Source organism: Simiduia sp. 21SJ11W-1, from assembly GCF_024138675.1.
Taxonomy (GTDB): domain Bacteria; phylum Pseudomonadota; class Gammaproteobacteria; order Pseudomonadales; family Cellvibrionaceae; genus Simiduia.
Window position 1 is genome coordinate 3,215,047 of sequence record NZ_CP090959.1, and the last position, 13,947, is coordinate 3,228,993.

15 protein-coding genes are annotated in these 13,947 nt (G+C 55.1%); 8 read left to right on the forward strand and 7 right to left on the reverse strand.

Annotated features, from left to right (window positions below; translation table 11 throughout):
- The first annotated feature begins 178 nt into the window (after positions 1–178).
- Positions 179–1,069, forward strand: a complete 891-nt coding sequence (locus L1F30_RS14035; protein WP_253356976.1) for a TIGR01777 family oxidoreductase — start codon at positions 179–181, stop codon at positions 1,067–1,069.
- A gap of 32 nt (positions 1,070–1,101) precedes the next feature.
- Positions 1,102–1,710, forward strand: a complete 609-nt coding sequence (locus L1F30_RS14040; RefSeq protein WP_253356978.1) for a methyltransferase — start codon at positions 1,102–1,104, stop codon at positions 1,708–1,710.
- 70 nt (positions 1,711–1,780) lie between these two features.
- Here L1F30_RS14040 and L1F30_RS14045 read toward each other — a convergent pair whose 3' ends face one another.
- From L1F30_RS14045 to dinB, 3 genes are all read right to left on the reverse strand, one after another.
- On the reverse strand, positions 1,781–2,203 hold the full coding sequence (locus tag L1F30_RS14045) for a biopolymer transporter ExbD (RefSeq protein WP_253356980.1): 423 nt from the start codon (positions 2,201–2,203) through the stop codon (positions 1,781–1,783).
- 689 nt (positions 2,204–2,892) lie between these two features.
- Positions 2,893–3,627 (reverse strand): hypothetical protein, encoded by a 735-nt coding sequence (locus L1F30_RS14050; protein ID WP_253356982.1) that lies wholly within the window; start codon positions 3,625–3,627, stop codon positions 2,893–2,895.
- Positions 3,628–4,089: 462 nt separating this feature from the next.
- On the reverse strand, positions 4,090–5,166 hold the full coding sequence (gene dinB, locus L1F30_RS14055; protein ID WP_253356992.1) for a DNA polymerase IV: 1,077 nt from the start codon (positions 5,164–5,166) through the stop codon (positions 4,090–4,092).
- 570 nt (positions 5,167–5,736) lie between these two features.
- Here dinB and L1F30_RS14060 point away from each other — a divergent pair.
- Positions 5,737–6,525 (forward strand): hypothetical protein, encoded by a 789-nt coding sequence (locus tag L1F30_RS14060; RefSeq protein WP_253356994.1) that lies wholly within the window; start codon positions 5,737–5,739, stop codon positions 6,523–6,525.
- 40 nt (positions 6,526–6,565) lie between these two features.
- Here L1F30_RS14060 and L1F30_RS14065 read toward each other — a convergent pair whose 3' ends face one another.
- Entirely contained in the window at positions 6,566–7,459 is an 894-nt protein-coding gene (locus L1F30_RS14065; protein ID WP_253356996.1) for a LysR family transcriptional regulator, read from the reverse strand.
- A gap of 120 nt (positions 7,460–7,579) precedes the next feature.
- Between L1F30_RS14065 and L1F30_RS14070 the strand changes: the two genes are divergently transcribed.
- Entirely contained in the window at positions 7,580–8,770 is a 1,191-nt protein-coding gene (locus tag L1F30_RS14070) for an acyl-CoA dehydrogenase (RefSeq protein WP_253356998.1), read from the forward strand.
- 94 nt (positions 8,771–8,864) lie between these two features.
- Positions 8,865–10,091 (forward strand): CaiB/BaiF CoA-transferase family protein, encoded by a 1,227-nt coding sequence (locus tag L1F30_RS14075; protein ID WP_253357000.1) that lies wholly within the window; start codon positions 8,865–8,867, stop codon positions 10,089–10,091.
- Between the two features lie 18 nt (positions 10,092–10,109).
- Here L1F30_RS14075 and L1F30_RS14080 read toward each other — a convergent pair whose 3' ends face one another.
- Together L1F30_RS14080 and L1F30_RS14085 are read right to left on the reverse strand one after the other, a co-directional pair.
- Positions 10,110–10,829: a hypothetical protein gene (locus L1F30_RS14080; RefSeq protein ID WP_253357002.1), complete on the reverse strand. Its 720-nt coding sequence runs from the start codon at positions 10,827–10,829 to the stop codon at positions 10,110–10,112.
- On the reverse strand, positions 10,829–11,497 hold the full coding sequence (locus tag L1F30_RS14085) for a flagellar brake protein (protein ID WP_253357004.1): 669 nt from the start codon (positions 11,495–11,497) through the stop codon (positions 10,829–10,831). Before L1F30_RS14085 ends, L1F30_RS14080 begins: the two co-directional genes overlap by 1 nt.
- Before the next feature lie 153 nt (positions 11,498–11,650).
- Here L1F30_RS14085 and glpE point away from each other — a divergent pair, with 153 nt between their 5' ends.
- Positions 11,651–11,971, forward strand: a complete 321-nt coding sequence (glpE, locus tag L1F30_RS14090) for a thiosulfate sulfurtransferase GlpE (RefSeq protein ID WP_253357006.1) — start codon at positions 11,651–11,653, stop codon at positions 11,969–11,971.
- Positions 11,972–11,980: 9 nt separating this feature from the next.
- Positions 11,981–12,355, forward strand: a complete 375-nt coding sequence (locus L1F30_RS14095) for a helix-hairpin-helix domain-containing protein (RefSeq protein WP_253357008.1) — start codon at positions 11,981–11,983, stop codon at positions 12,353–12,355.
- Between the two features lie 33 nt (positions 12,356–12,388).
- Here the strand turns inward: L1F30_RS14095 and L1F30_RS14100 are convergent, their stop codons facing one another.
- Positions 12,389–13,087, reverse strand: coding sequence for a cyclic nucleotide-binding domain-containing protein (locus tag L1F30_RS14100; protein ID WP_253357010.1), 699 nt, complete (start codon positions 13,085–13,087; stop codon positions 12,389–12,391).
- A 182-nt stretch (positions 13,088–13,269) separates the two neighbouring features.
- On the opposite strand from L1F30_RS14100, the gene L1F30_RS14105 reads away from it, so the two are divergent.
- Entirely contained in the window at positions 13,270–13,788 is a 519-nt protein-coding gene (locus L1F30_RS14105; protein ID WP_253357012.1) for a hypothetical protein, read from the forward strand.
- Positions 13,789–13,947 lie beyond the last annotated feature (159 nt).

Consider the following 13,947-nt stretch of genomic DNA (forward strand, 5'->3'; position numbering starts at 1 on the left):
CACGCCATTAAATAATACTAAAAGCGCCTGTATTTACAGTGCGCTTTTTTTATACGCGCTTAAAAACACCACCCCTTAAACGTTCAGCCACCGGCCGTTCACTGGCAGGGCCAGGCCGCGCGCCTCATCCAAACGCCTCGCGGCTGCGTAAAGTAGAAAAGCGCAGGAGGCAGGCGCCATGCATATTCTCGTTACCGGTGCCACCGGCATGATTGGCAAAGCTTTAGTTCAAGCCGGCCTGTTTGCGGGCCACACATTCACACTCTGGGTGCGCAATCCGGCCAAAGCCCGAAGAATGTTTGGCAATACCGCGGCCATCATTCACTCACCCAAAGAGCTCGACAGCCTGGCGCAGGTGGATTGGGTGTTTAATCTCGCAGGTTTACCCATTGCCGACAAACGCTGGTCTGCCAAGCGTAAAGCCGAGCTACTGGCCTCACGGCTTGAAATTACCGGGCAGCTTGCCAACTGGATAAACCGCCAGCCCAACGCCAACATCACCTTGCTTTCGGGTTCTGCGGTGGGCGTGTACGGCAATACCCGTGAGTCGGTAATCACCGAACAAAGCCCATTGCCCGATGCGCCGGATTTCGCAGCCAGCCTCTGCCAACAATGGGAGGCCAGCGCCCGGCAAGCGCACAAGGCACGCACAATTATTTTGCGCACGGGTTTAGTACTGGGGCCTGGGGGGTTACTGAAAAAACTGCGCCCGGTATTTACCGCATGCCTTGGCGGCAACATCGGCTGCGGCGAACAATTCATGCCCTGGATTCACATTGAAGATCAGGTGCGCGCCATGTTGCACCTGGCTGGCCTGCCCGAGGCCGAGGGCGCCTACAACCTGTGCGCGCCGCACCCTGTGACCAATGCAGAATTCACCCGCGAGCTTGCCAACGCTCTGCGAAGGCCGGCAGTCGCGCACCTGCCAACACCGCTGGTGAAATGGGTGTTCGGCGAGTTAAGCGCGCTGCTGTTGGGCGGGCAAAACACCCGGCCCGCGCGTTTGCAGGCCAGCGGTTTTCGCTTTGCTCACCCCGATCTTCATCAGGCACTGCCCATGGTATTATGAGCCGGTTATTACCCTGACAGACCTAACCGCCCATGATCGAACAAAACACCCGCGAGGCCTTTGGCCTTACCTTGTACACCAGCGCCCACAAAGATATTCGCAAACTGAGGCGTGCCCAGGGCGTGGCCGAATTGCATGGCAATAAACTCTGGAAATCGAGCCTGGTATTGATGGATTACCTGCGCGAATGCCCCATCGAGCCCGGCAGCCGGGTGCTTGAACTCGGCTGTGGCTGGGGCACCAGCAGTGTTTTTTGCGCAAAAACCTTTAACGCGGAGGTAGTGGCACTGGATGCCGATGAGTCGGTATTCCCCTTTGTGGATCTGCATGCTGCGCGCAATGGTGTCAGCGTAAGCACCTACTGCGAGCGCTTCGAAAACCTCACTGAAGAAGATTTAAGTGGCTTTGATGTAATCATCGGCGCAGACATCTGCTTTTGGGATGAAATGGTAGAGCCTCTCGAGCAAGTGCTAGACCTTGCACTGGCCGCCGAAGTGGGCCGCATTGTGCTTACAGATCCGGGCCGCCCCACCTTCCGGGCGCTGGCAGAGGCCATAAACGAAAGCTACGAAGATGTCATATACACAGACTGGGATGTTCCCGAACCACACAACCTGTGGGGCTTGGTGCTGGATGTCTAACCCCTTGCGAGGCCTCGATGATCAGGCATAAAAAAACCCGCTTACGCGGGTTTTTTTATAGGGCGCCGACTCAGATTTTCTCTTCGTAAGGCACCAGTGCGATGTTGTAAACATCTGCTTCGCGCGCGGCGTCAGCAATGGCTACGTACATTTTCGCAGTAGATTTAATGTGCGCTCGCACAACCACGGCAGCCTTGGGGTGCTCGGCGTGCATACGCTCGATGTTGGCACGCACGGCGCGCACATCAATGCGGCGATCTTCCATCCAGATCTCATCGTTAGAGCGGATGGTGACAACGATGGAAGGGTTGTCTTCATCGGGTGGATTTTGCTGCTCATTCTTTGGCGGGATAGTGGTATCAATCACACTTTCCTTCACGAACGAGGCCGTCACGATAAAGAAGATCAGCATGATGAAGACCACGTCGAGCATGGGCGTCAAATCGATTTCTGAATTATCTTCTGCTTCGCCGTGCTTTCTTCTACGACTCACTTTTATTCTCCTCAACTCACGGCGCTCGCCGCGTCAATTTACCACGATCTTCCGGCCCAGCCAGTGCTGCTAACCCGTAAACCTCTTACTACCCGGGCCAAGAGGCCACTAGGCGCAACGGGCAGGTACGATACCGACTAACCCCCCGCGCAGGCAAGTGCCTATTGTGCCCCAAGTTACCCTGCGGAGTCACTAGATGTCCAAACAATGCCTCATTGGCTGGCCTAAGCGGCCAATAATCGTGGCACTTGCCTTCATTTTAGTCAAAATTTGGCGCTTTTTAGCCAAAAGGCCGGTTTTGCTGCCACTGCTGTCCCATAGTTTAAGTTTCCGCGCAAGGCAGGCGTTGAAACTGCCTATTTCGCAGAGTTTCTAGGCGATGTCTGGACATGAAATCTGGGGCGCAGTTTGTGACACGACGTAAATACCCTTCGGGGCCGGCCTGCGAGCAAAGCTCTTGGCGTATGACGGCTGGCATTGCTGCGCTTCGCGAACGCTTGTCAAACCCATGCAGTCTCGACACCCGCCCTTCGGGGCCTGCTTGCAAACCTAGTTTGCAAGCGCTTAAGTGCCCGCAAAGCAATGCTTTGCCAGCGGGCGCTTAAACCCATGCGGGTGACGGTCACAAACTCCGCCCCATATTCCATGCCTGTAGATTTGTGGGGCAGCAGTGGGTTTACTGCCGCCTTTTAGCGGCGGCGGCGGTAGCGCTCGGCGGCTTTGCCGCGCTCATCCAGCCGGGCCAGAATAGCCGCCATTTCATCGGCCTGCTCGGCCACCTTGGCCTCTTGTGCGGCCTGCCGGGACTTTTTCTCTTCGGCAAGCGCCGCTTTAATGCGCCGCTCACGGGCCGCTGCACTCTCAGGCTTGGCGCCAGTGGCAGATTTAGCCGAGCGTGCTAGTGCAGAGCTTGCAGATTTAGTGGCCGTTTTAGACTTGGCAGGCTTACTCTTGCGCTGTGACAACCGGCGCGCTTCTACCGCGGCCATCAACGCTTTCATTTCGGCTGCTTCACCGGTGCTGCGCGAATCACGCAATACCGGTTTTTCTACCTGCACAGTACGGCTTGGTGTTTTAACAGGTGCTGCGTTCACAGGCGGTGTATTCGCGGCGTGTTTTTCACGGGCCTGGCGTCGATCCGCCAGCCAGCCTTCCACATCGTCTTCGCCGTCTGTATCGTCATCGGCCGGCGCCAATGTCTCATCCAGCGCGGGCGCAGAAGTGGGCGCGGCCATTGGCTTTTTCTCGGCGCGCACAGCCTTAATCAGCTCACCGCCCAACTCATCAACGGCTTCGCGGCACAGCTCGGCAAGTTCACGGGCCGATTCTGCCTCGGCATATTCAGATACCTCAAAAGCCGCCACACCGTCTGCGCGTAAACAATCAAAAAGTGCGCCGGGAACATCCTCGTCCGCCTGAGTCACCAACATGGCCCAGTGAAAATCCAACTCGACCCGACAACTGCCCACAAATACACGCCCAGATGGCTGATGGGTAGCGGAGAAAACGATCACGCAAATACCTCTGTCTCTATCAAACAAGCAAAGGCGCGGGATTATATAGACCACACTGGAAATGACCAGATTGACAAACCGAAAAGTGTGCCCTTTAGCAGTATCGAAACCATGGCAGGCCAACACAGGCGTGCCCGGCCGGTCAAAGCGTGCAGAGCGTTGATTTATTGCTTCTATATATAGAAGCAATAAATGCTCACCACAGCTTTGCCTGTGCTTTAGGGTTTACCCAAGCCATTCAAACTCCAGAGCAGCCGCTTAAGTTCCCAAAAGCAATATTTTTGTAAACAGTCACCTGCACCAGGCCACCTTGCCACTCAAATCAAAAACACATGAACCCTTTGCCAGCACTCCTGCTAAAGGCCCTGGCCTCTACTCAACTGACATACCGCCTTCAAACAGATCAAGTTGATCTGCATGGCCATCACTTACACCGGCAAACCGCACACCCACACCCAATAAGCGCACAGGTAAATTTGCCCGCGCAACGGCCTCCAGAAAAAGCTGCTCGTAGGTATTGTCATCAAAGGTGAGGGCACCGCGCTCTAAGGTGGTAGTGGAGAAATCGGCAAACTTTACTTTTACAAACGCCTTGGCCGGCCGGTAGCTCTCATCAAGCTTGGCCAAGCGCCCCTGCAACTCGGCAATTAATGCCGGTAATTTGGCCCGCAGGGCCTCACCGCCTTTTAAATCTTGTGCGTAGGTGTGTTCCACACTGAGTGATTTGCGTATGCGATGTGTTTTTACCGGGCGATCATCCACACCGCGGCACAGTGAGTACAGCCTGCTGCCAAAACTGCCGAATCGCTCGGCAAGCTCTGCTTCACTCCATTGCTGCAGATCGCCGCAGCTTGTAATGCCAAGATTTGCCATCTTGGCTGCAGTCACCTTGCCCACACCAAATATCTTGGCCACCGGCAAATCGGCCACAAACGCTTGCACATTGGCAGGCGGTATTACAAACAAACCGTCGGGTTTTTGCCAATCGCTGGCCACCTTGGCCAGGAATTTATTGGCCGCAACACCGGCAGATACGGTAATACCCACCCGCGCTTTCACATCTGCACGAATAGCCTCGGCAATGCGTGTGGCACTGCCACCGAATTGCTGGCATTGGCTGACATCCAAATAGGCCTCATCGAGTGACAAAGGTTCAATCACCTCTGTGTACTCTGAAAAGATTTCTCGCATTGCCTGTGAGGCTTCCCGGTAGGCTTCAAAGCGATGCGGCAATAGCAATAAATGCGGGCACAGCCGCACTGCTGTTTTACTGGGCATAGCAGAATGCACGCCATAGGCGCGGGCGGCATAATTGCAGGTTGAAATCACACCACGCCTGCCAGGGTCACCGCCTACCGCAATGGCCTTACTACGCAGCGCCGGGTTATCACGCATTTCCACCGCGGCATAAAAGCAATCGGCATCAATGTGAATTATTTTTCGCGTCATGGGTTCGCCAAACCAACCTGCAATACTGTAATTATATACAGCCCAGAGAAAAACACACAATGGCTAATGCCCGGGCCGAAACCTTGGTTTGAAACGCCACCGGTGCAGGCCCTACTGTTTGATAATTTAGCCGCTCGAGAATGATTCGTTTTAGCGGCTGTAAGGCTGGTGCACTTTTTTGGTTCCAGGCACTTAAGCCAAAACCAGTGTTAAGCAAAATAATGAGTGGCTACTGAGGCACACCACCACCAAAAAAGTGACTCCAACAAAGGGCACCCGATGACAATTACCCCGCTTTCAAACCGCCAGTTTATTTAATTTTGATGCCGGTCAGGATTGCGACACCTGGGCCAAAAAAATCATCCGCAAAACCCAAAAAAGCCGCCGGCCAGGCCGAAGCACACCGAATTCGTTATTTTTTTGGTTTTTTTCACAAAAAAGTCCGTTTTTCATTAGATTTTTTTTGTAATTTGCTTGAATTTTCACCACAATTGCTTAACTTATACACGCCTAAATATTTTTAGCTAACAGCTGGCAAAATTTTCACAAAAACAACCAAGGAAACACACCATGGCTGCACGTAAAACCAAAGCTGCTAACCCAGTTGCAGAACTGCAAAAAGAACTTGCCAAAGTTCAGGCCGACCTGGCCAAGGCGCGCGTTAAACAAGAAGCTGACGCCACCAAAGAAATCGCTGCTCTGACCAAGGCCGCAACCAAAGCCGCCGCCGATGCCAAAAAAGCTGCCTCTGCCCTGGCCGCTGCCAAGAAAAAGAAGAAATCTGCAGCCTCTGTTAAGGCTGTGGAAAAAGCCGCTGCCAAAGCTGCTGAAGCCAAAGCTGCCGCTAGCGCTGCCAAAGATGCAGTAGCCGCTGCCAAAGCTGCCCTGAAAGACATCAAGGCAGACAACAAAGTTGCCGCTCAGCTGGATAAGGCCTATGCCAAGCAGCAGGCCGTAATCGCCAAGAAGAAAAAAGCCGCTGAGAAGAAAGCCGCTGCCAAAGCCAAAGCCAAGGCCAAAAAAGACGCCGCCAAAGCTAAAGCCAAAGCCAAGAAAGACGCCCTGAAAGCCAAGGCCAAGGCCAAAGCGCAGAAGGCCAAAGAAAAGGCCAAGGCCAAGAAAGCCGCTGCCAAAGCCAAACTGGCTGCCAAGAAAGCCGCCGCCAAAGAAAAGGCAAAAGCCAAGAAAGCCGCTGCCAAAGCCAAATTAGCCGCCAAAAAAGCGGCCGCTAAAGAAAAAGCCAAGGCCAAGAAAGCTACCGCTAAAGCCAAGCCCGCCAAGAAAAAAGCCGCAAAAGCTGCCAAACCTGCTAAGAAAGCAGCTGGCGCCAAGCGCGGTCGCAAGCCAAAGGCCAAGTAAGCCTTAGCATTTGATTAAGTCAGGTGCTCCGGCGCCTGACTTATCTTCCCTCCCCGCGCTGCCCGTCTTCCTCTGCCAGTAAAAAATCCGCAAACAACCGATTCGCAATAGATAGATAACTGTCTTTACGCCAGGCAATGCCCAGCTTTAAAGTGAGCGGCTGCGTAAAAGGCAAGGCATGCAAGCCCGGTTCTTGTTCGGCCACGCGCGCTAACGCGAAGCCCACCGCCTCTTTGGCCAAAACCAGCGACATCATCAAACGAAGAATATTGGTTTCCAGCACCACCTCCGGCGCCAGCTGCAATTGGGCGCATTGGTCATTTACCAGCTCACGCAGGTAATAGCCCTCGCCGTAAAGAGCCAAGGGTTGGCGGGCAAAGGTGGCAAAGTCGATGGCCTTGCGCGTTGCCAATGGGTGATCTTTCGCCACACAGGCCACAATGGGCTCGTTGATTAACGGGTAGGCCGCTAACGCCTCGGGTACGCGGGTTAAATTAATCATGGCCATATCAATTTCGCCGGCCATTAACTGCGCTTGGGCGCGATTGGTGCCCTCGCCGTTCACTTGAAAGGTGATACCCGGGTAGCGCGCGCGGAAAGCGGCAATACGCCGGGGCAAATAATACGAACCCAGCATGGCCGAGGTACCCAACCGCACCGTGCCGCGCTCACCGCCTTTGAGCTCCTGCAATTGCTGGCGGGTTTGGTTAAAGGCCTGCAGCAATTGCCTGGCTTGGGTGTTGAGCACCTCCCCTTCGGCGGTCAGGCGGATTTGCCGCTCGGCCCGGTCAAACAGGGTGATACCCAAATCTGCTTCCAGCTTTTTAATGGCAATGCTCACAGCAGACTGGGCGATGTGCAGCTTCTCTGCTGCCCCGGTAAAACTGCCGCTGTCTACCACTGCCACAAACATGCGCAATTGCCGAACGTCCATAAGCCACCAACCAATCTCAACAGCGAATCATTATCATATATTTTATATATTTTTTATATGGTTATGCCGTTGCTATACTGGCTCCATCTGTCACCCCCATTCCTTATCGAGAGGCACCCCATGAGCGCACAACAACACTGGTCTAAGCATTTTGATTGGGCTGACCCGTTTATGATGGATCAGCAGCTAACAGAAGAAGAGCGCATGGTGCGCGACACCGCTCGCCAATATGCCCAGGAAAAGCTTCAACCAAGGGTGCGCGATGCCTACCGCAACGAATACACAGATCCGGCCATCTTCCGCGAGATGGGTGAGCTGGGCCTGTTGGGCTCACCCCTGGAAGGCTACGGCTGCCCGGGCGTGAGCTATGTGAGCTACGGGTTGATTGCGCGCGAAGTAGAGCGTGTGGATTCAGGTTTCCGCTCGATGATGAGCGTGCAATCAAGCCTTGTGATGTACCCTATTTATGCCTACGGCTCTGAGGCACAGAAAGAAAAGTACCTGCCCAAACTTGCCAGCGGCGAGTGGATTGGCTGCTTTGGCCTCACCGAGCCAGATCACGGTTCAGATCCGGCCGGCATGGTTACCCGTGCTCGCAAAGCCGACGGCGGTTACAAAATCAGCGGCGCAAAAATGTGGATCACCAACTCCCCCATTGCCGATGTATTTATCGTGTGGGCCAAAGACGATGAAGGCGCAATTCGCGGCTTCATTCTTGAAAAAGGCATGAAGGGGTTAAGCGCACCGAAAATTGAAGGCAAGCTGGCCCTGCGCGCCTCCATTACCGGTGAAATCGTAATGGATGAAGTGTTTGTGCCCGAAGAAAACCTGCTGCCAAATGTTTCTGGCCTGAAAGGCCCCTTTGGCTGCTTGAATAGCGCGCGCCTGGGAATTTCCTGGGGTGCCCTGGGTGCGGCCGAGGCCTGCTGGCACTCAGCGCGCGAGTATACCCTTGAGCGCAAACAGTTTAATCGCCCACTGGCGGCCAATCAATTAATTCAAAAGAAGCTGGCGATTATGCAGACCGATATCAGCCTGGCCCTGCAAGGCTGCCTGCGCGCCACGCAATTAAAAGATGCAGGCCAGCTGGCCCCTGAACTCATTTCACTGCTCAAGCGCAACTCTTGTGTAAAAGCACTGGAAATTGCCCGTGAAGCGCGCGACATGCACGGCGGCAATGGCATTTCTGATGAATATTCCGTTATGCGCCACATGATGAACCTTGAGGTGGTAAACACCTACGAAGGCACACAGGATGTACACGCGTTAATTTTGGGCCGCGCACAAACCGGCATTCAGGCCTTCTATTAATGCCACTCTGGGCCGGCGTTCTGCCGGCCCTTGCCGCCCCTTCGCGGGCGCGCCTTTTAATCACGCAGCATTTGGGCAATGAGGTTGGTGCTTTATGAATACACCCTTGGCAGGCATTCGCGTGCTCGACCTTTCACGCATTTTGGCAGGCCCCTGGGCCGGGCAATTACTGGCCGATTTGGGCGCCGACGTTATCAAGGTAGAACGCCCGGGCGCAGGTGACGACACCCGCCAGTGGGGCCCGCCCTACCTCAAGGATGCCGACGGCAACAACACCGATGAAGCGGCCTACTATTTAGCCGCCAACCGCGGCAAGCAATCTATTACCGTAGATATCACTCAGCCCGAAGGTCAGGCGCTACTGCACAAACTTGCGGCAAACGCGGACGTGGTGATTGAAAACTACAAAGTGGGCGGGCTAAAAAAATACCGGCTCGACTACGACACACTGTCAGCCATCAACCCGAAAATTGTCTATTGCTCAATTACAGGCTTTGGCCAAACCGGCCCCTACCGTGAACGCGCCGGTTACGACTTTATGATTCAGGGCATGGGCGGGCTGATGAGTATCACCGGCGAACGCGACGGCCAACCAGGCGCCGGGCCACAAAAAGTGGGCGTGGCGGTTACCGATATTTTTACCGGCCTGTATGCCACTATCGCCATTCAAGGTGCCTTGATAGAGCGCGGCCGCTCGGGCCTGGGACAATACATAGATTTGGCACTGTTCGATGTGCAGGCGGCTGTACTTGCAAACCAGGCAACCAACTATTTGGTGGGCGGCGTAACGCCTGCGCGTATGGGCAATGCGCACCCAAACATTGTGCCCTACCAGGCTTTCGCCACCCAAGACGGCTTTATTATTCTGGCCATCGGCAACGATGCGCAATTTCGTAAATTCTGCACCCTAGCCAAGGTACCTGAACTGGCCGATGACCCGCGCTTTGCCACCAATCCCGCCCGGGTGGCCAACCGCGAACAGGTGTGCGACACCGTGGCCAAACTTTTGTTGCAACACACAGCCGAGCACTGGTTAACGCAACTTGAAGCACAACAGGTGCCGTGCGGGCCCATCAACAACATAGAGCAGGTATTTAACGACCCGCAACTACAGGCCCGCAATATGCGTATTCAGGTTGCGCACCCACTGGCAGGCCAAGTAGAGCTGGCCGGCAACCCCATCCACTACGGCCGCAGCCAGCTGCAGCAATCGGTGGCGCCGCCCTCACTTGGGCAACACACAGACAGCATTCTGAAATCGCAACTAGGGCTAACGGATGCAGAAATTCGGGATTTGCGCAGTAAAAAGATTATCGACTAACACATAACACGCAAATGTTTACGGTGTTGTGCGAATATCAATGCGCGAGGTGAGCTCGAAAACTTTTGGCCCCTCGCATACCGCCACATAGCGCAGCGTTACACCGGCTGCGTTTTTGGCGTTGAAATTGCGCAAAAAACGGTAGTGCCAGTTGCCTTCAGATAGATCGGTAATCTCCACTGGCTCAACATTCTCGATATCACTTTGCCAGCTCAGGGCATTCATTAGCTTCACCTGTTCTTGCCACAACTCACGACAGCGGGCATACAAGGCAGCACTCACCTCGCGATGATTCACCTCTGCCACCTGTTCGGCAACTTCCTCAGCGCCCGCGCGGGGAATCAGCGCTGCGGCAAAGCTCTCGGTTTTTAAGCCATTGAATTTATCAACGTAGGTTTTGCGGTTGGCATCGCGGCACATGATGGCAAATACCGGCGCCTCCTGCGTGCTTTGGGTTTGAGCCAGCTCGCCGCGCAACACTTCTACGCAGCGCTCGCTGGCCAATGCCAGCTCGGCGATTTCACGCAACTTGCTCCAGTGGATGGCGTAACTGCCAGGCAGCCAGAGCCTGTCTGTATTGAGGGGTTTATCTGCCTGCGGCTGTGCCGGCTCCGCCTCAAGCTCCGGGGCCGGCTCCTCCGCAAGCACCGTCTGCGCGCGCAACCCTACGCCCAAAATAATACTTATCAGTAAGGCAAACATACTTTGGCGGCGCATTGAACCTCGCAGCATTTTCATCACGCCCCGGCCTGGGTTGCCAACAATGAGAACACATAGGCGTAGAGCAGTAGGCGCTGCTCATCGCTCATATCGGCAAACTCAATGCCATAAATGGCGGGGAACTCCGCCTCTTCTTCGCGGGTGCTGCGCTCTATGCGCGAGCGAATTGTGGCGGGCAATTCAAGCTGGCCTGCGAGTTTGGCAATGGTCACATCGCCATTTATGGTGATGTGGGTGCCCACCTCGCCCACCGGCTGGCTGAGTTCAATACGGGCGCCCGACAGGCTGATATCGCTGATTAAACCCTTGGCACTTTCAGTGGCCAGCCCTTGTGTGGCCTTAACGGTGATGGGTGTATGAATTTCCACCCGAGTGGCGCCGCGTACCTCTTTAAAACTGAGCTTCGGGGGGTAGCGCAGATACAGCATGGGCCGCGGCTGGGGCAATATTTGTTCAACCACCGTGCCGAAGGCCAGCACGCCGTTGCCGGCCATCACCTTTACCAATAACTTCTGGCCAGAGCGCAATTTACCTGCGCTGGCTGCGCGCGGCAGCGTGGCAACCAGTAGCTCACCCGGTAAACACCCCACCAGTTTACAGGCATATTTAAAGGGCTCACCGCCTGCGCTCGCGCCTTCAAGCGCTAAGGGGTAGCCAAAGGGCAATTTAAATTCTTCAAATTTCATGGGCGCTCTAAATCGTGGGCATCACTGGTTAGTCTAGCCCTAAGGCCGCGGTTTTGCCCAACCTGCGCACCTTTGCGCGCCGGAATATGCGGTATTCATCTACCTCATTCACTTTTATACTGGTGCTTCATTTTTTAACACAGCAAGGCAGTTATGGCCCAGTTTCAACGTATTTCAACGGCACAAGCCAAGACGCTTTGCAGCACAGGCGGCGCGTTAGTGGTTGATATCCGCGATCCGCAAAGCTTTGCGGCCAACCATATAAAAGACGCCCAGCCCCTCAGCAACGAAAACCTCGCAGACTTCATGGCCAATACCGATAAATCCACCCAGGTGGTGGTGTGTTGTTATCACGGCAATAGCAGCCAGTCTGCAGCGCTCTATTTGGCCGAGCAGGGCTTTAACGCGGTGTACAGCCTGGACGGCGGTTTCGAGCAGTGGCGTCTAGACTTCCCGGAGGATTGCTCAAATTAGGAACGCCCCATGACCTTTGTACTTGTGCTACTAACGGGTGCCATAGCGTACTTGCTTACCCGCGTACAATTTTTGTTGCTGGCCCAACGCGATGACCTGGCCGACCTGCACGCGCAACTCGGTGCCTTGCGCGCAGCCCTCACACGCCAAGCCAAAGGGGCCGCCGAAGCGCCGCCTTCGGACGCGCGCACGCCAACTATTGTGGGCGCCATCAACAGCGTTTCTAAAAACGGATTACAAAAAATTCCGGGCGTGGGCGCCGCCTGCGCCCAGCGGGTGATAGATGCACGGCCTTTCACAAGCTTCGATGAGCTGGGTAAGCTACAAGGCCTGAGCGAGAAACAAAAAGCCGCACTAAAACTGCATCTAACGCTTAATGAGTGAGCCGCCCCACAAAAATGGCGCGGGAAGGCCGCGCTAGCTTGTCATCTTATCAACCAGTGCCGGGTTGGGTGCCGAGTGCCCTTCGGCGGCCAGCGACAAAGATCCGAACTCCTGATTCCAGCTCAATAACAACTTGGCCAGCGCCTGCGCCTGCTCGTGAATTGCGCGCAACTCCTCGCGGCCGCCCTTGGGACCGGAATACAATTTAATCGCGCGGTGCCGCGAGGCAAGCGGGTTATCCGGGTAGCGCATGCGGTATACCTCAAGCTTCCAGCGCAAACTGTGTACACAGTTGCGGTAGTAAGCGAGCTTGGTGGCCAAACTGATCACGCCGAAATTCTCAAGGGCGCCAAAGGCTTTAAAATCTGTGCCAAACACCAACACCTGTTTGCAATTGTGATCTGCAATTACCGTAGCTGAGCGCTCCTGTTGCACCAGTGCGGCCAAATCGCCAAACACTTCACCGGGGGTAATGTAGTTAACCACCTGCTGGCCCTGGGCATCGTTGGCAAAAACCGCGAGCTGGCCCTTGAGCAAAAAGTACAGCCATGGGTCGCGCTCACCCCGGCGCAGTACCACCTCGCCGGGCTTGAATTCCACCAAGCGGGAATGCCGCAACAGCACCTCAAATTGCTGAGGGTCGTCTTGTTTGACTGCCTTATAAAAGGGAATAGGTGCCAGTAACGACTCAAGATCAGCCCGGGGAATCCGGCTGAGGGTTTTAATCTCCATGTAAAGCCCACTGATGTTTAGGTAAATAAAAGTCTATTGAGGCGTAACCATAGTACGAGTTGGTCTTACACAACTGAAATTGGTTAGCTGCCGGCCACTATACTGAACAGGTTAGAGGTCTTGCGCCCGCTTGGCTAGGCGCAGCTTCAACACCCCATTATTGAGCATTTGGGAGGTTTCCCATGCAGCGACTATATTACCTTGCCGATAACATTCAGGCCGCCGAACACCTCACAGAAGATTTACAAAGTCAGGGCGTAACGCGCAATCACGTACACTTGGTAGCCGCCAACGATGCCGAGCTTGAACGCCACCGAATGCCCACCGCCAGCCCACTTGAAACCACCGACCTGCTGCCCGCTGGCGAAGGCGGGCTGCTGGTGGGGGCAAGCCTGGGGCTTGTGGCCTGCGTGGGGCTTTACCTTACCGGTTGGGTAGATAGCACGCTGGCCTATCTAGGGCTATTTTTGTTTTGCACGGGCTTCGGTGCCTGGCTCGGGGGGTTTGTGGGCATCAATAAACGCCACTACAAACTTGAGCAATTTGAAGGTGCCATTCGCAATGGCCATGTGCTGGTGATGATAGACACAGAACCCGAAGCCGCGGGCCTGGTTGAGCGGTTCATGGCCCATCAGCCCAAGGCCCAACTGGCTGGGCGCGGCAGTAGCTGGAATAACCCTCTGCACCCGCATCACCTTTAGCCCTTGCACACAAGGCCGCCGCCCGGCGGCCTCTGTGGGTGCTGGGCAACGGCCCATTGCACCCGCAATTCACCGCGCTCCACCCCTCAATGTGCGCCCGAGTCCGTCTGGCGCAGGCTGCCAGGCCATCACCGGCAACTGTCTTGCAGCGCCCGCCAC